Source organism: Tumebacillus lacus, assembly GCF_026410385.1.
GTDB lineage: Bacteria > Bacillota > Bacilli > Tumebacillales > Tumebacillaceae > Tumebacillus > Tumebacillus lacus.
Window position 1 is genome coordinate 406,259 of the sequence record NZ_JAPMLT010000002.1, and the last position, 14,934, is coordinate 421,192.

A 14,934-nucleotide genomic window follows, 5' to 3' on the forward strand; every position below is an offset into this window, starting at 1 on the left:
CTGGGGGCGCTTTTTCTGTCGCTATGCGGATCTTACAGCTTACAGGTAGGTCAGCCCGTCGTACATCGGGAAGCGGTCGCAGAGCGCCTTGACCTTTTTCAACGCTTCGTTGATCTGGGTCTGGTCCTCGCGATGCTTGAGGGTGAGCTCGATGATGTCGGCGATCTCGGTCATCGCAGCGGTGTCAAAGCCGCGCGAGGTGACAGCCGCCGTGCCGATGCGAACGCCCGAGGTGACGAACGGGGAAGCCGGGTCGAACGGGATGGTGTTTTTGTTGGTGGTGACACCCACCTCGTCGAGCAGGTGCTCCGCCTCTTTGCCGGTCAGACCGAGGTTGCGCACGTCGATCAAGAGCAGGTGGTTGTCGGTGCCGCCGGAGACGATGGACAGGCCGCGGTCGATCAGCGCGGACGCCAGTGCTGCCGCGTTGTCGATGACCGCCTGCGAGTATTGGGTGAACTCCGGGCGGAGCGCTTCGCCAAACGCGACCGCTTTCGCTGCGATGATGTGCATCAGCGGGCCGCCTTGGATGCCCGGGAAGATCGCTTTGTCGATCTGCTTGGCGTACTGCTCTTTGCACAGGATCATGCCGCCGCGCGGACCGCGCAGGGTCTTGTGCGTGGTGGTGGTGACAAAGTCGGCGAATGGCACCGGCGACGGATGGTGGCCGGTCGCGACGAGACCGGCGATGTGCGCCATGTCGACCATCAGGTAAGCGCCCACTTCGTCTGCGATCTCGCGCATTTTGGCGAAGTCGATGGTGCGCGGGTACGCGGATGCGCCTGCGACGATCATCTTCGGTTTGTGTTCGAGCGCGAGGTCGCGCACTTTGTCATAGTTGAGGCGGTGCGTATCTTCTTCGACGCCGTACGGGACGAAGTTGTAGTATTGGCCGGAAATGTTCACCGGGGAGCCGTGCGTCAGGTGGCCGCCGTGAGAGAGGTTCATCCCGAGCACTGTGTCGCCCGGCTTGAGGAACGCAAAGTAGACAGCGGTGTTCGCCTGCGCGCCGGAGTGCGGCTGGACGTTGGCATGGTCAGCGTTGAACAGCTTTTTCGCGCGTTCGCGAGCGAGGTCTTCCACAACGTCGACGTGTTCGCAGCCGCCGTAGTAGCGCTTGCCCGGGTAGCCTTCTGCGTATTTGTTGGTCAGCACGGTGCCCATCGCTTCCATCACCGCGAGGGAGACGAAGTTCTCCGAGGCGATCAATTCGATCTTGTCGCGCTGACGGCCCAGTTCCGCCTCAATCGCGCGGGTGACTTCCGGATCCATCACTTTCAAAACGTTGCCCAAATGGTTGCTCATTCTGAAATCTCTCCTTTTCTCCAAGGAACATCTAAGGTGCTTCTTTTCCGAACATTATAGCATAAGACACGAAATATAGTTCGGTTTTTTGAGAAATTTGCTTAGGATTCGAGAACATAGACGGCGCGTTGTCCGCCGATCAGCTTGGGACGGGTGCGTGCCATCGTCAGGTGCGCCTCGCCGATCTGCCGCACGCTCGGGCGCACAGGCACGGCGACAGGGCGCAGATGCATGCCGATAAACGTGTCGCCGATGTCGATTCCGGCGTGCGCCTGAATCCGCTCGATCATCGCCGGCTGCTCCAGTCGCCGGAACGCCGTCGAAGCCACCGCTCCGCCTGCAGCGGGCACGGGGACGACAGCGACTTCTTCGAGGCCGAACGCTTTGATCGTGTCGCGCTCGACGACGAGGGCGCGGTTGAGGTGTTCGCAGCATTGGAACGCGACGTGATAACCGTACCGGGCACGCGCTTCGAGGACCGCTTCGACGATGGCGGCCGCAGCGTCGAGGGAGCCGGCCGTGCCGATCTTTTTGCCGATCACTTCGCTGGAAGACGCGCCGATGACGAGGATCTGGTCACTGTCGAGCCCGGCGACCGCTTGCAATTCTTCGAGCGCCTGCGCCAGTTGTGCCTTGATCTCGGCGAGACCCTCGGTCAGCATCCGGACACGCCCTCTTCCCGGCCATATCGCGTTTCGATGGCGGAGATCTTGTCGAGACGCTGCGCATGGCGGCCTCCTGCAAACTCGGTGGTCAACCACAGCTCGACGATGTCGTCGGCGAGGCCCGGCCCGATCACGCGGGCACCCATCGCCATGACGTTGGTGTCGTTGTGCTCGCGGGTCGCTTTCGCAGAAAACGTGTCATGCAGCAGGGCGCAGCGGATGCCCGGCACTTTGTTGGCGACGATCGACATGCCAAGCCCGGTGCCGCAGATCAGGATGCCGCGCTCATACTCGCCGCGAGCGACGCTCTCAGCGACGAGGATGCCGTAGTCCGGGTAGTCGACCGACTCCTCCGAATGCGTGCCAAAGTCATGATAATCAAGGCCCATGCTCTCCAACTTGCGCTTGACCGACTCTTTCAGCGTGTAGCCGCCGTGGTCGGCTGCGATTGCGATTTTCATTGGTTGTTCGCCTCCGTATGCGATCCATTTCTGGATTGACTGGTGATTTCTCTCAGTCTAGTATACCCCAGCGGGGTGAGAAATGACCAAAGAAAAAAGCCAAGGGCAGGTGCCTTGGCTGGTGACTAGATGTAAATTCCTTCCTGAACAAGAAAAAACTCCTTGATCCGCTCAAGGAGTCTCTTCCTTCAATCTTTCCACCAATTTGTCGAGCAGCCCTTCGATCTCCGCCGCCGTCGACTCATACACCGCCGCCGGCCCGCCGTACGGATCGGCGATGTCAAAGCTCGGCAGTTGCTGCGCCAATTGATTCATCCGCTCCGCCTCGGCCGTCACCGACTCTTCGAGCCGCTGCTGCAACGCGGCCAACTCCTGCTCGATCTGTGCGTCGGCTCCCAGGCCATAGCGCTCCTGCAGGGACTCGATCTCATCGGCATGCTCGGCGAGGAACAGCGCCTGTTTGGTCTGCGCCTCCGCCTGGATCTGCGCCATCTCCTCAAAGATGCGCTCGTGCTCCGGGTCGTCGTCGACAAACTCTTTGAGCGTGAACGTTTTGTCCAGCGCTTCGATGTGCCGTTCGAGGATCGCTCGCTTGTGCGACTGCGACATCGTCAGGATCAGGTCGGCCCACTTGACGAGCTCCTCGTCTAGCAGCGTGGCTTGGTGGCTCTCCCCGTCGACGCCGCGCGTGCGGAGCGCCTCGCGTGCCCCTTGCGACGCGCTCTGCCCGGCGTAGGCGGCCACCCCGGCGGAGCGCACCTCCCATTTCCCGGCGAGACCCGCCCCTTCCAAGCGGCGGCGCATCATCGGCTCGGCCATCGCGCTGCGGCAGGTGTTCCCGGTGCATACAAACAACAGATTCATCGCTCTCCTCCTCGTTCCATCGCGACTTGACTCACTCGTTCAGTATATCCCTGTCAACACTACCCATGCAAATGGCCGAACAACAGCAGCAGCGCCGCTCCGGTCAACGTGCCGGACACGGTGATCCATTTGGAGGAGATCCACGCTTCCGGCCAGAGGTCACGGCCGACCACATAGCTCATCGCCCCCGCCGCAAACGCCATCGACAGCCCGATGCCGTACGAAGACATCTCAAATAATACGATGCCAAGCAACGTCCCGAGCGGTGTAAACAAACCGAGCACGGCGATCATCGCGAGGATCTGTTTGCCAGGCATCCCCGCCATGCGCAGCGGCACGGCGATCGACATGCCCTCCGGCAGGTTGTGCATCCCGATGGCGAGGGCCAGCATCAACCCGAGATCCGGGTGGATCGCGTCGCCTGCACCAATGGCCAAACCCTCCGGCAGATCGTGCAGCGCGATGACGACGGCGATGAACCAGCCGAGGCGCAGATAGTGAAACTGCTCCCCGCTCGCCAGCGGCGACCGCCGCATCACCAAGCCCACACACGTTCGCATCACCATCATAAACAGCCAGCCTGCCGCAAAGCCGAGCAGGGCAAACCCGCTGCCACCGTTCTCCACCGCCGCCGGGATCAGGTCATGGGCGACCACCGCCAGCATGATCCCGGCTGCCAGCGAGAGGAAAAACGCCAGCCCGTGCCGGGTGAGCTGCCCGATCTTGAGCACCACATAGCCGCCTGCCACAGTCGCCATCCCGGCCAGGCCGCTCATCAACATCAGAACTCCCATACGCCGCCCCCTCTCCGTCAGAGCAGAAATTTGATGCCAAACGCCATCAGCACCGCACCGCCAATCGCTTCGCCGTATTCCCCGAACAGATGGCTGGCCTTGCTGCCGATCGTCAGACCCATCGCCGCCATCATCGCGCCGCAGATGCCAAACAGCGCGACAGCCAGTCCGACATTGGCGCCGAACGTGCCCAGCGAAAAGCCGACGGAGAGCGAGTCGAGGCTGACGGAGAGCGCAAACAGGATCAGCCCGATCCCCACCGTTTTGGAAGCGGCCCGCCGACCGTCTGACTCGTCGCCGCCCGCAAAGGAATTCCACACCATATGTACGCCAAGTCCGATCAAAAGCCCCGCGCCCGCCCAGCGGGTCACATCACCGACGACGCGGGCGAGATAGATCCCGGCCGCCATGCCAAGGAGCGGCATCAGCACGTGGAAGAGGCCGATTGTCAGCGAGATGCGGGTGATCTCCCGCCCTCTGAGTTGAAGCATCCCCATGCCAAGGCCCAGCGAGAACGCGTCCATCCCCAGCGCCAACGCCATCAAAAGGAGAGTGATAAACTCCCCCCCATGCATCATCCATTCCATCGCGGTCTCCCTCCCCCGGTTGTCCGTTCCCCTCATGTCTATGCGGGCAAGCCTTGGAACAGGACAAACAAAAAACCGAAGCCCCGGTAGCGTTCGGACTTCGGTCTTTTCAGAAAAGAGGTTGTGCGGTCAGTGCGGCTAGGCCCCGCGCTTTTTCGAGTACAAGACGCGCAAAGAGTCGCGGCTCCAGCGCTTCACGCCGACGACGCGGTCGGCTCCCAGCGCCCGGTAGGCGCGCATGTAGCTCTGGTTTTGCGCGACGACGACCACCTGTTTGAGCCCGGCCTGTTTGAGCGCTTGGACGATCAAAGCGCTTTCCAGCCATGCCCCTTCAAAGATGACGGCGGTGTCGTACTCGCGGATCGCTTCGTTCTCCAGAACGGCCGATTTGCTCGTGCCGACCTTGATCACCGGCGCGTCCAACCGGTGGGCGTGCTCCTTGAGGAACATGTGAGTCCCCATGCAAAAATCCAAATAAGCAGACTCCACCCCGAGCGTGCTCAGAGTGCGGGCGAGCGGCAGAGCCGATTCGTCCATCGTGACGATCAAACAACGGTTCATGGTTGTTCTTCACCTCAGCATCCAATTTTGAACGAAATTGGACAACGCCTTGCAGAGGTCTCCAGACCTCTCTCGCTACAGGCTTACGAAGTTAGCTGTCGGGTTAGGGTGGCAAGAGAGAAAATCGTTCACCCCTTCCGTCCGTTCGGACGAAACTCACCCCGATAAAATGGGTCCTCCGTTCCCGGTCCAGTACCGGGACTCAGCCTCTTGTTCGGTTGTCTGCTTCCATTATACACGTTCTCTTGAGAAAAGATGAAACGGCATCGGCGCCCATTTTCCCGTCGCCGATGCCGTCTGTCGCCTTCTCATCCGTCCAGAGCGTCCGCTCTCCCTGTTTCTGGATCAATCAGCCGCAATCACACGATGACCGGCCGCCTTGCGCAACCGATTCATGATCGCGACGCCGGTGCCCGTCTCCGGGAACGTCTCGGCATAGATCACATCGGCATCATAGCGGTCGAACGCGCGGATCGCATCGTACAGCCCGGTCGCCACGGTGCTGAGATCGGAGCGGCGGCCGACGGGCAGGACATACACGCGTTCCGCCGCTTGGACGAGCGTTTGGTACTGACCTTCGCCTTCTGCGGTCGTCAGGATCCCGACCCGCAGCCCTGCGCGGATCGCCTTCATCGCCAGTTCCTCGATCACGTCGACCGCCCGCGCCCCTTGCACGAGGTGCATCTCGCCTTTGGGCGCATAGTGGGTGTACTTCACCCCCGGCGATCGCGGTGCTCCCTGCCCGGCCAGTGCCGGGTCGGTGCTCACCTCACCGATCACGTCCCGCAGCATCTCGGCGGTGACGCTGCCCGGGCGCAAGATCATCGGCACGTCACCGGTGCAGTCGAGCACCGTCGACTCCACGCCGACGCTGGAAGGCCCGCCGTCGACCACCCCGGCGATGCGTCCCGCCAGATCTTCCAGCACATGGTCGGCCGCCGTCGGCGACGGTCGCCCCGAACGATTGGCAGACGGAGCCGCCAGCGGAACGCCTGCCGCCTGAATCAGTCCCAGTGCCGTCTCATGATCGGGCATCCGCACCCCCACCGTATCCAGCCCTGCCGTAACATTGGCCGGAATCGACGCTTTGGCCGGCAGCACCAGCGTCAAAGGCCCTGGCCAAAAATGCTCCATGAGACGTCTCGCGTGCGCCGGTACCCTCTCGACCAATTTTTCCACATCGGCCATGTCCGCAATGTGGACGATCAGCGGATTGTCACTCGGCCGCCCTTTCGCCTGAAAAATCTTATCCACAGCACTCCGGTCGAACGCGTTCGCTCCGAGACCGTACACCGTCTCGGTGGGAAAGGCGACCACCTCTCCTTGCCGCAGCAGTCCCGCCGCTCGTTCCACTTCCTCTTCCGACCATCCGAATCGCATCGTCTCCACCATTCATCCCCGCCCTTTGCAATGTCTTACTAGTATAGCAAAGAACAGAAAAAAACCAACATCTCGACACGATTCGAACATTCGTTCTTAGTTACCCACACTATCCACACCGCTATGTGGATAACTTGTGGATTCATACTCTCGCACCATCGCGATCACCTGTTCGCTTTGATAGGCTGAGAAATGCTGGGACAAGGCCACCGCCGACGGAATCTCCTCCTTCGAGGCTGTGGAAAACCCCATGTGGATAAAGAAGGGTTCGGCTGTGGATAGTGTGAGTAAGTACAACCGCTCAATCCCGGTGGTCTGTGCATAGGCCAAAAACAGCTGCAAAAGCTCGACTCCGACCTGTGCGTTCCATGTCTGATTCTTCATCACGAGCGACCGCATCAGCCCGTATTTCTCCTCCAAGATCTCCAATCCGACCGTGCCGACTGTGGACAACTCCCCGTTCTCCTCCGCCTCCACGACCAAAAACTGCCCGATGTTTTCCACAACCCCGCCGCTGCGCACGTTCGCGCCTTCCAACAACGCGAGGATCTGCTCCGTATCTTTGCTCCCCGCCACTCGAATGTTGATCGCCATGTGGACAACTCCCTCTCCGCCGATTTTCGTGTTCTCTATCAACTCTATGAACCGCCGTCTCCTCTTATGCTAGATCCTCATGAAAAAAAGCCCGATCCCCGGGGACGGGTCCCGGCAGGAATCGAGCTTGTCATCTATCTTATGCACACGGGGGATGAGAGGTGAATGGATCAGGCGAACAGGGAGCCGAACCAGCCGGAGATCGTGTCGAAGAGAGCGGAACGCACTTCGACTTCTTTCTCTTGGCCGTCTGCGCTGTCGGTGACAGAGACGGTGGTGATCGGCTCGGACGTTTCCTCGTCCATGTCTTTCGCCTGCACCGCGTCGCCGTTGGCCATGTCGACGAAGCACAGCGGCGGGAACAGCACGCACCACCAGTTCTGACCTTGCGCCTCGCCGATCTGGATGCGCAGCGCTTCGTAGTCGCCGGCCGGATAGACGGTGTCGCCGTACAGCTTGGTCGGGAACGGCACCAGACCAAAATCGGTGGAGACGTCGTAGGAGTAGCCTTGCTCCGCGATCACTTCTGCCGCGATCTCGTTCATTCGCGGCACGGCGAGGCGGATCTGCTCGCGGGCGAGTTCCTCGTCTTCGATGCCGCGCACTTCTTCGGCCACCGCTTGGATGATACGGTCGCGGATGTCGCGCTTGAGCTGTTGGTCGGCTGCGTCATCGCTGTTGGCGATGATGCGCAGTCGGATCGATTCGTTCGGGATGATGCCTTCTTCTTCCGCAATCGCTTGCAACTCCGACTTGGTCTTCTGCTGTTCGACCAACATCGCCGGCGCTGCCTGTCCGTTTGCCGCCAGATACCCGCCCATCACCATCGATACCAATACTGCCGCTGCCACCCAACCTTTTCTCATCTCTCATGTCCCCTTTCAATCTCTCGTATGATACGAGTATGGACACGAGAATAGGAGAGTAAACCTAGCAAACGAGAAATCTGGCAAAAAAATTATAGACTTGTCCGCAATCCCCAGATCACGCGGCCAATCCCTTGCAGGTCGGGCAAAATGCCGGTCTCGACGCCCGGCACGCTGTCCGCGATCATCTGCTCCACATCCCGGTCCTGATGGATGCCCACTTCGAACGCAACAAATGCTGGACCCTCAATGGGCCACAGTTGCGGCAAAGCGCCGGTGATGCGGCGGTACGGGTCGAGTCCGTCCTCGCCGCCGTCCAGCGCAAGGCGCGGCTCAAAGTCGCGCACTTCGGCATCCAGCTCTTCGCAGTCAGCAGACGGGATGTAGGGCGGATTGGACACCACGATGTCTGGCCGCAAGCCGCGCTCGATCAGCGGCAGATACAGATCGCCGAGCATAAAAGTGATTCGCTCTTCGACGCCATGCTCCCTCGCATTTTTCCGCGCCATCTCCAGCGCATCCGGCGACAGGTCGATGGCAATCACGCGCAGCTCCGGCCATTCGGCTGCCAGCGTGACGGCGATCGCGCCGCTGCCGGTGCCGATGTCGACGAGCAGCGGACCTCGTCCCGGCGCCTGAAAATGCGGTCGCTGCTTCAGCACCTGCTCCACGAGCAGTTCCGTCTCCGGACGCGGGATCAGCACATCGTACGACACCGAAAACTTGCGCCCGTAAAACTCCTGATAGCCGAGAATGTGCTGCAACGGCACATGACTTTCACGCAGTTGGACAAACCAAGCCAACTCTTCCTTGCACGTTTCCGGAAACGGTTCATCAAAGCGCAGCAACATCCCCGTCTTGTCCACCCCCAAGACGTCCTGCAGGATCATCTCCGCATTGTACAGCGGCGCACGGATGCCCTCCTCTTCGAACAAACGGGAAGTCCTCAGCAGGACTTCCCGTATCGTCTCTCGATTATTCCTCGTCATTTGCTTTCAGAGCTTCGGCGCGGCCATGAGCGATCAGCGAGTTGATGATCTCATCCATGTCGCCTGCCAGCACGTAGTCGAGCTTGTGCAGCGTCAGGCCGATGCGGTGGTCGGTGACGCGGGATTGCGGGAAGTTGTAGGTGCGGATCCGCTCGGAGCGGTCGCCGGTGCCGACCTGCGATTTGCGGGCTGCGGCGTTTTCGTCGTGCTGCTTTTGCATCTCCATCTCGAACAGGCGGGAGCGCAGGACTTTCATCGCGCGTTCCTTGTTCTTGATCTGCGACTTTTCATCTTGGCAGGAGACGACGAGGCCGGACGGCATGTGCGTGATCCGAACGGCCGACTGGGTCGTGTTGACCGACTGACCGCCCGGGCCGGAGGAGCAGAAGGTGTCGATGCGCAGATCCTTCTCATGCACCTCGACTTCGACTTCCTCAACCTCCGGGAGCACCGCGACCGTCGCGGTCGAGGTGTGAATGCGGCCGCCCGTCTCCGTCTCCGGGACGCGCTGCACGCGGTGAGCGCCCGACTCAAACTTGAGCTTGGAGTACGCGCCTTTGCCGGTGATCTGGAACACGATCTCGCGGAAGCCGCCGAGCTCGGTGTAGGAGGTGTCGAGCACCTCGGTCTTCCAACGCTGGCGTTCCGCATAGGCGGTGTACATTTTGAACAGGGTGCCGGCAAACAGAGCCGCTTCGTCGCCGCCGACTGCGCCGCGGATCTCGACGATGACGTTCTTGTCATCGAGCGGGTCTTTAGGCAGCATCAGGACGGTGAGGCGGTCTTTCAGCTCGACTTCGCGCTCGCTCAGCTCGTCGATCTCCATCTTGACGAGATCGCGCATTTCGTCGTCGAGCTTTTCTTCCAGCATCGCTTTGGCATCGGCCAGGCCTTGCGCGACTTCTTTGTATTCGCGGTAGCAGGTGACGACTTCTTCCAGATCGGATTGCTCCTTGCCGTACTCGCGGAGCTTTTTCGGGTCGCTCGCCACCGCCGGGTCGCAGAGCATGTCACTCAATTTGTCATAACGGTCTTCTAACGATTGCAAACGGTCGATCATCGTTCTGTCACCTCTTCTATAGATACGCACAAATGTGTTAGGCACAATACGCTATTTCTTATACCAGTATATCAGAACTATTATAGTACAAGACCGCCCCGCCGTCAAAATGGCAACTTCCTCATAAAATGGTCCTCACATGCAAACCGTATGGGTACGAATCTTGGTGAGGGAGGGGAAGCCGCAGATGATGAAACTGTTACGCAAACTGCTCAAAAAATCACATCGGCGGCCATCCACCGAGGCACCGATCAAAGAAGCACCCAACATCCCCGAAGGACAGCTCGGCACGTACGCGGAGAACGTGCAGCAGCTCAAAAATGTCTTCAAAGGCTGCAACGACATCAAACTGCGCGAACTCCAGCCCGGCACGCTGACAAACGGGACGATCTTTATGGTGTACGTCGAGTCGCTGTCGAAGATCGACGCGCTGGAGCACGGCATTTCGTTTATGCACAGTTTGGTCCAGCCGCCCAAAAATCTGCGGCCCAACGAGACGACCGGCAGCATGGAAGCCCGCAAACTCCCCGATTTCAAATCGGTCGTCGAATGGGTGCTCGAAGGCTGGTCGGTCTACTGCCTGCCAAACGGCGAGGTCTACGCGGTCAACACCTATCTGCCGCCGCAACGCTCCATCGAACGCTCCGAGACAGAGGGCATCATCCTCGGTCCCCAAGAGGCGTTCAACGAATCGATTCAGACCAACCTCTCGATCATCCGCCGCCGCATCAAATCCACCGACCTGAAAGTCAAAGCGTACAAGGTCGGCAAATACTCGCAAAACTGGGTCGCCATCGTCTATATGAACCATCTCGCCCAAAGCGAATACGTGCAGACGCTGGAGGAGCGCGTACAGGCGATCAACATCGACCTGATCATGGACAGCGGCGACCTCGCCCAGATGATCGATGACAACCCGAACTCGCCGTTTCCTCAATATCATATGACCGAGCGGCCGGAGCGCATCGCTTCGCACCTGCTCGACGGCAAAGTCGCCGTCTTTGTCGACGGCACGCCGTTCGTGCTGTCAGGTCCCGCTTCGTTTATTGAATTTTTCCAGACCTCCGAAGACTACGCGAACCGCTGGGCGGCCGCATCGGTCATCCGAACGCTGCGCATCGTCGGGGTGTTGATCTCGATCTCGCTGTCCGCTCTCTATGTGGCGGTCGTCACGTATCACTATCAGATGATCCCGACCGACATGCTCATTTCCCTGACCGAATCCCGTGCACGAGTACCCTTTCCGCCGGTGCTTGAGACGATGATTATGGAACTCACCATCGAACTGCTGCGTGAAGCCGGTGCCCGTCTGCCCGCCAAAACCGGTCAGACGATCGGTATCGTCGGCGGTATCGTCATCGGACAAGCGGCGGTCTCGGCAGGATTTGCCTCCAACATCCTGATCATCTCGGTCGCGCTTTCGACCGTCGCCTCCTTTATCACGCCGAGTTACATCATGTCCAGCGCCCTGCGCGCCATCCGGTTCGGACTGATCATGCTCGCCGGATTTTGGGGGCTGTACGGGTTGTTTATCGGGCTGTTGATGATGGTGCTCCACTTCCTGCGGCTCACCTCGATGGGCGCCCCTTATTTCTCACCGTTTGCCCCGCTTCGGATCAGCGACTGGAAAGACACGCTCATCCGCGCGCCATTGCCTTTTATGAAATACCGGCCGACTAACACCCGTCCGAAAGATACGGACCGACAGCCGTTTAAAAAAGAGGCGACCAAACGATCGATCCCCACCTCCGCCACCGTCGACTCGGAGAAAGGAGAGAGCGAATGAACGACCTGCCAAAGCAAGCAAAAAACGATCATTCCTTGCGCTCCATCGACTTTATCCAAACGCTCTTTTTCGTGCAGACCGTTCAGGTCGGCATAGGCCTGTTCAACCTGCCGCGCATCGTCTCCGAGGAGGCGGGGCATGACGGCTGGATCTCGATCCTCCTGGCCGGCGGCCTCTCCCAGATCTCGATGGTCGTGATCGTCGTGTTGCTGCGCCGCTTTCACAACTGCGATCTCTACGCGATCATGACGCATGTCTTCGGGAAGTGGATCGGCCGGCTGTTCGGCGGTCTGTTTGCCCTGTACGCAGTCTGCGTCGCGGCCATCGTCTCGCGCACCTACATCGAGATCGTCCAGAGCTGGCTGTTTCCCACCACCTCGACGCTCGTCTTCTTCCTTTTGTTCGTTGTCCCGTTGCTCTATTGTGCCACCGGCGGACCGCGCGTGCTGGGCCAGTTTGCTGTCGTGACCTTTTTTGCGACCTTTTGGCTGATGCTGTTCCTGATCACGCCAGGTCTTCAGATCGAGACGACGTTCTATCAGCCGCTCTTCGAAGCCCCCATCGGCGATCTCGTGCGCGGACTGTGGAAAGTGTCCGCCTCTGTCGTCGGATTTGAACTTTTGCTCGTGATCTATCCGTACGTGCAACGCAAGAATAAAGTGATGCTCGCCTCGTCGATCGGGATCTGGTTCACCACGTTTATCTATTTGATCGTCACGTTGGTGGCGATCGGCTTTTATTCCCAAGAGCAGATCAAAGACATGATCTCCCCCACCCTGCACATGTTCAAAGTGGTGCAGATCCCGATCATCGAGCGCGTCGAACACATCGGCATCGCGACGTGGTCGTTTCTGATCGTCAACACGGCCGGTTCCTACCTGTGGGCGGCAGGCCGCTATCTGTACACGTACGGCCGTTGGTCGGAGAAGAGGTGCATCTATCTGGTTGTCCCGCTGCTGATCTTGCTCGGCGTCTTTCCGCAGGATGTGTTCGTGCTGGTCTCCTTTGAATACTACCTCGGTCTGATCGGCGGCACGGTCTCGCTCGCTCTGCCCGCGCTGCTTTTGATCTGCGCCATCGTGTTGAAGAAAAAAGGCGAGCCGCCGCAGCCGGGCGACTCCGAGCCGAAAGAGGAGGCGACCGCCTGATGGTCAAACGGCCATTTTCCAAATGGGGGCTGGCTCTGCTCTGTCTCGCCGTGCTGGTCACCGGATGCGCCCGGCAAAACATCCTCGAAGATCTCGGTCTGGTGCTCGCCGTCGGCTACGACCTCGCCGACGACGGCAAACTGGTGTTGACCGTCACGATGCCGGAGATCTCCAGAGAGGCCCAAGAAAAGGTTCAAGTGATCACCTCCAAAGGCGACCTGAGCAAAGAAGCGCGGGAAAACATCGCGATGAGCACCGACCGACAGATCGTCAACGGACAACTGCGCACGGTGGTCTTTTCTGAAAAGCTGGCCCGCAAAGGCGTGTGGAAGACGCTGGACACGATCTTGCGGGACGTGAACATCACCTCGAACGTGGTGGTCGCCATCACAGACGGAGAGACGCGGGAACTGCTGCACACCCGATTTCCCGACCGGCCGCGCATCGGCCGCTACCTGTTCGAACTGCTGCGCAAAGAAGCGAAAAGCTTTACCGTGCCCCGCACCAATGTGCATGATTTCGCCCGTCTCTATTACACCCGGGGAGCCGACCCCTATGCGCCTTATGTTCAGCTCAAAAACGGAGCGGTGCGGGCAGCGGGCACCGCTCTGTTTCACAGGGACCGCTTCGTCGGGTCCCTGTCTCCGGAAGAGACCAAGATGCTCCTGCTTTTGCAAGGCAAAGGACAAGGCGGCGACATCAAACACTCCTTTGACACCCACAACGGCAAAAAGGAGATGGTCATGCTCACCTTCGTCCGCACCAACCCGAAACGGGAGATCATCGTCCGCCCAGGCAAACCGGTGCTGGTCCGCTATCAGGTCCAAGTCGGCGGACAGGTCGTCGAGTATACGGGCGATCTCGACCTGACGCGGGAGAAAAACAAGAAGATCGTGGAAAAGAGCATTGAGGAAGGGTTGTCAAATCGGATCATCGACCTGTTTGAACAGCTCCAGCATCAATACAAGAGCGACCCGCTCGGGATCGGAGAAGCGATACGCGCCACCGGTGGCTATCGTCCTTGGACCGAGGAAAAATGGCGGGACCTCTATCAAAACGCTGAGATCGAAGTGAAGTTTGACCTTCGCCTCGTACGCACAGGGATGACCAAATAAACAGAGGCATGCAAAAAGCGGAGCCCGGCAAACAGGGCTCCGCTCTTTCCCTTAGGAAGCAAACGGTCAGCGCACCGGCACGGCCGGCATCGCGTTCGGACCGACTGCCGGGATCTGTCGGGTCAGATCCATGAAGTCGTCGTTGAACATGTTCAGCGAGTGCCCGGAACGCAGTTCGTCCGAGATGCGCTGGATGCGACGGGTCAGCTGACGGTCGGTGGTGATGTGCACGCGCTGGAACTCCGGAGCCTGCACAAGGATGCGTTGGCGCACGTACTGTGTCAGACCAGCCTTTTGATGCGGTTTGACCCCGCGCTCCAAGTTCATCCCGAGCACCACCGTGCGGCCGACGACCAAGGCGCGCGCGTTGGCGACGCCGTTGACCGAACTGGCGAGGGTCGCGATGCGGTCGGCGGTAAACGTGTGCGGATATGCGCCTTGCGTCAGATCGGAGCCGCCGCCCGGCTGAGCGAACGAGCGCAGATCGACAGACGGATTGGCGATGTCGTTGCGGCCGGAGAGATGCTCGCGGTCGCCGTCGCCGTCCACGTCGATGTTCTTGTTGTCAAACTGCGGCGCGTTTTGACGCTGTGCTCCCGGGCCGATCTCCAGCGTGTTCATCCCTTCCGAACTCTGTCGGTGCGACTCCGGGCCCGCTGTGGGAGCGCACCCCACCATCAGGCCTGCGACCAGCAGAGCGCTCAGACCTTTGATCCACGTTTTCGTTTGCATCAAGGTCACCTCCTTCGGGTTACCTCT

The 14,934-nt window shown here is 59.9% G+C and carries 16 protein-coding genes and 1 riboswitch; of the genes, 3 read left to right on the top strand and 13 right to left on the bottom strand.

The window, feature by feature from the left end; all coding sequences use genetic code 11:
• Positions 1–39 precede the first annotated feature (39 nt).
• The 12 genes from OS242_RS06255 to prfA all read right to left on the bottom strand — a co-directional run bounded on the left by OS242_RS06255 (position 40) and on the right by prfA (position 10,126).
• A complete protein-coding gene (locus OS242_RS06255; RefSeq protein WP_323372913.1) occupies positions 40–1,305 on the bottom strand; it encodes a serine hydroxymethyltransferase in 1,266 nt (421 codons plus the stop codon).
• A gap of 101 nt (positions 1,306–1,406) precedes the next feature.
• Positions 1,407–1,967, bottom strand: coding sequence for a TIGR01440 family protein (locus OS242_RS06260; protein ID WP_267150797.1), 561 nt, complete (start codon positions 1,965–1,967; stop codon positions 1,407–1,409).
• Positions 1,961–2,431 (bottom strand): ribose 5-phosphate isomerase B, encoded by a 471-nt coding sequence (gene rpiB, locus OS242_RS06265; protein ID WP_267150798.1) that lies wholly within the window; start codon positions 2,429–2,431, stop codon positions 1,961–1,963. Before rpiB ends, OS242_RS06260 begins: the two co-directional genes overlap by 7 nt.
• Before the next feature lie 171 nt (positions 2,432–2,602).
• The gene (locus tag OS242_RS06270) at positions 2,603–3,295 is read right to left on the bottom strand and encodes a low molecular weight protein arginine phosphatase (RefSeq protein WP_267150799.1); all 693 of its coding nucleotides are present in this window, start codon (positions 3,293–3,295) and stop codon (positions 2,603–2,605) included.
• Between the two features lie 59 nt (positions 3,296–3,354).
• On the bottom strand, positions 3,355–4,089 hold the full coding sequence (locus OS242_RS06275) for a ZIP family metal transporter (RefSeq protein WP_267150800.1): 735 nt from the start codon (positions 4,087–4,089) through the stop codon (positions 3,355–3,357).
• A gap of 17 nt (positions 4,090–4,106) precedes the next feature.
• On the bottom strand, positions 4,107–4,676 hold the full coding sequence (locus OS242_RS06280; protein ID WP_267150801.1) for a manganese efflux pump MntP: 570 nt from the start codon (positions 4,674–4,676) through the stop codon (positions 4,107–4,109).
• A gap of 138 nt (positions 4,677–4,814) precedes the next feature.
• Positions 4,815–5,237, bottom strand: a complete 423-nt coding sequence (locus OS242_RS06285) for an NAD-binding protein (RefSeq protein ID WP_267150802.1) — start codon at positions 5,235–5,237, stop codon at positions 4,815–4,817.
• Positions 5,238–5,301: 64 nt separating this feature from the next.
• Positions 5,302–5,455, bottom strand: a riboswitch (cyclic di-AMP (ydaO/yuaA leader).
• A gap of 127 nt (positions 5,456–5,582) precedes the next feature.
• A complete protein-coding gene (locus tag OS242_RS06290; RefSeq protein WP_267150803.1) occupies positions 5,583–6,629 on the bottom strand; it encodes an L-threonylcarbamoyladenylate synthase in 1,047 nt (348 codons plus the stop codon).
• 84 nt (positions 6,630–6,713) lie between these two features.
• Positions 6,714–7,211, bottom strand: coding sequence for a GNAT family N-acetyltransferase (locus tag OS242_RS06295; protein ID WP_267150804.1), 498 nt, complete (start codon positions 7,209–7,211; stop codon positions 6,714–6,716).
• 170 nt (positions 7,212–7,381) lie between these two features.
• Positions 7,382–8,077: a stage II sporulation protein R gene (gene spoIIR / locus OS242_RS06300; RefSeq protein WP_267150805.1), complete on the bottom strand. Its 696-nt coding sequence runs from the start codon at positions 8,075–8,077 to the stop codon at positions 7,382–7,384.
• A 92-nt stretch (positions 8,078–8,169) separates the two neighbouring features.
• Complete coding sequence (gene prmC / locus OS242_RS06305) at positions 8,170–9,066, bottom strand: peptide chain release factor N(5)-glutamine methyltransferase (protein ID WP_267150806.1); 897 nt, start codon at positions 9,064–9,066, stop codon at positions 8,170–8,172.
• Positions 9,053–10,126: a peptide chain release factor 1 gene (prfA, locus tag OS242_RS06310; protein WP_267150807.1), complete on the bottom strand. Its 1,074-nt coding sequence runs from the start codon at positions 10,124–10,126 to the stop codon at positions 9,053–9,055. The genes prmC and prfA overlap by 14 nt, the downstream gene beginning before the upstream one ends.
• A 187-nt stretch (positions 10,127–10,313) precedes the next feature.
• Here prfA and OS242_RS06315 point away from each other — a divergent pair, with 187 nt between their 5' ends.
• Genes OS242_RS06315 through OS242_RS06325 form a run of 3 tightly spaced genes read left to right on the top strand, consistent with a single transcriptional unit; the run spans position 10,314 to position 14,175 of the window.
• Positions 10,314–11,912, top strand: a complete 1,599-nt coding sequence (locus OS242_RS06315) for a spore germination protein (protein WP_267150808.1) — start codon at positions 10,314–10,316, stop codon at positions 11,910–11,912.
• Positions 11,909–13,060: a GerAB/ArcD/ProY family transporter gene (locus OS242_RS06320; protein WP_267150809.1), complete on the top strand. Its 1,152-nt coding sequence runs from the start codon at positions 11,909–11,911 to the stop codon at positions 13,058–13,060. The genes OS242_RS06315 and OS242_RS06320 overlap by 4 nt, the downstream gene beginning before the upstream one ends.
• Complete coding sequence (locus tag OS242_RS06325) at positions 13,060–14,175, top strand: Ger(x)C family spore germination protein (RefSeq protein WP_267150810.1); 1,116 nt, start codon at positions 13,060–13,062, stop codon at positions 14,173–14,175. Before OS242_RS06320 ends, OS242_RS06325 begins: the two co-directional genes overlap by 1 nt.
• Before the next feature lie 66 nt (positions 14,176–14,241).
• Here the strand turns inward: OS242_RS06325 and OS242_RS06330 are convergent, their stop codons facing one another.
• Positions 14,242–14,907 carry a YhcN/YlaJ family sporulation lipoprotein gene (locus OS242_RS06330; RefSeq protein WP_267150811.1) on the bottom strand — a complete coding sequence of 222 codons (666 nt, stop codon included), beginning with the start codon at positions 14,905–14,907 and terminating at the stop codon, positions 14,242–14,244.
• Positions 14,908–14,934 lie beyond the last annotated feature (27 nt).

Excerpts from the sequence above, each read along its gene's own strand:
- OS242_RS06255 (WP_323372913.1), bottom strand. The coding sequence starts at position 1,305 with ATGAGCAACCATTTGGGCAACGTTTTGAAAGTGATGGATCCGGAAGTC.
- OS242_RS06260 (WP_267150797.1), bottom strand. The coding sequence starts at position 1,967 with ATGCTGACCGAGGGTCTCGCCGAGATCAAGGCACAACTGGCGCAGGCG.
- rpiB (WP_267150798.1), bottom strand. The coding sequence starts at position 2,431 with ATGAAAATCGCAATCGCAGCCGACCACGGCGGCTACACGCTGAAAGAG.
- OS242_RS06270 (WP_267150799.1), bottom strand. The coding sequence starts at position 3,295 with ATGAATCTGTTGTTTGTATGCACCGGGAACACCTGCCGCAGCGCGATG.
- OS242_RS06275 (WP_267150800.1), bottom strand. The coding sequence starts at position 4,089 with ATGGGAGTTCTGATGTTGATGAGCGGCCTGGCCGGGATGGCGACTGTG.
- OS242_RS06280 (WP_267150801.1), bottom strand. The coding sequence starts at position 4,676 with ATGGAATGGATGATGCATGGGGGGGAGTTTATCACTCTCCTTTTGATG.
- OS242_RS06285 (WP_267150802.1), bottom strand. The coding sequence starts at position 5,237 with ATGAACCGTTGTTTGATCGTCACGATGGACGAATCGGCTCTGCCGCTC.
- OS242_RS06290 (WP_267150803.1), bottom strand. The coding sequence starts at position 6,629 with ATGGTGGAGACGATGCGATTCGGATGGTCGGAAGAGGAAGTGGAACGA.
- OS242_RS06295 (WP_267150804.1), bottom strand. The coding sequence starts at position 7,211 with ATGGCGATCAACATTCGAGTGGCGGGGAGCAAAGATACGGAGCAGATC.
- spoIIR (WP_267150805.1), bottom strand. The coding sequence starts at position 8,077 with ATGAGAAAAGGTTGGGTGGCAGCGGCAGTATTGGTATCGATGGTGATG.
- prmC (WP_267150806.1), bottom strand. The coding sequence starts at position 9,066 with ATGACGAGGAATAATCGAGAGACGATACGGGAAGTCCTGCTGAGGACT.
- prfA (WP_267150807.1), bottom strand. The coding sequence starts at position 10,126 with ATGATCGACCGTTTGCAATCGTTAGAAGACCGTTATGACAAATTGAGT.
- OS242_RS06315 (WP_267150808.1), top strand. The coding sequence starts at position 10,314 with ATGATGAAACTGTTACGCAAACTGCTCAAAAAATCACATCGGCGGCCA.
- OS242_RS06320 (WP_267150809.1), top strand. The coding sequence starts at position 11,909 with ATGAACGACCTGCCAAAGCAAGCAAAAAACGATCATTCCTTGCGCTCC.
- OS242_RS06325 (WP_267150810.1), top strand. The coding sequence starts at position 13,060 with ATGGTCAAACGGCCATTTTCCAAATGGGGGCTGGCTCTGCTCTGTCTC.
- OS242_RS06330 (WP_267150811.1), bottom strand. The coding sequence starts at position 14,907 with ATGCAAACGAAAACGTGGATCAAAGGTCTGAGCGCTCTGCTGGTCGCA.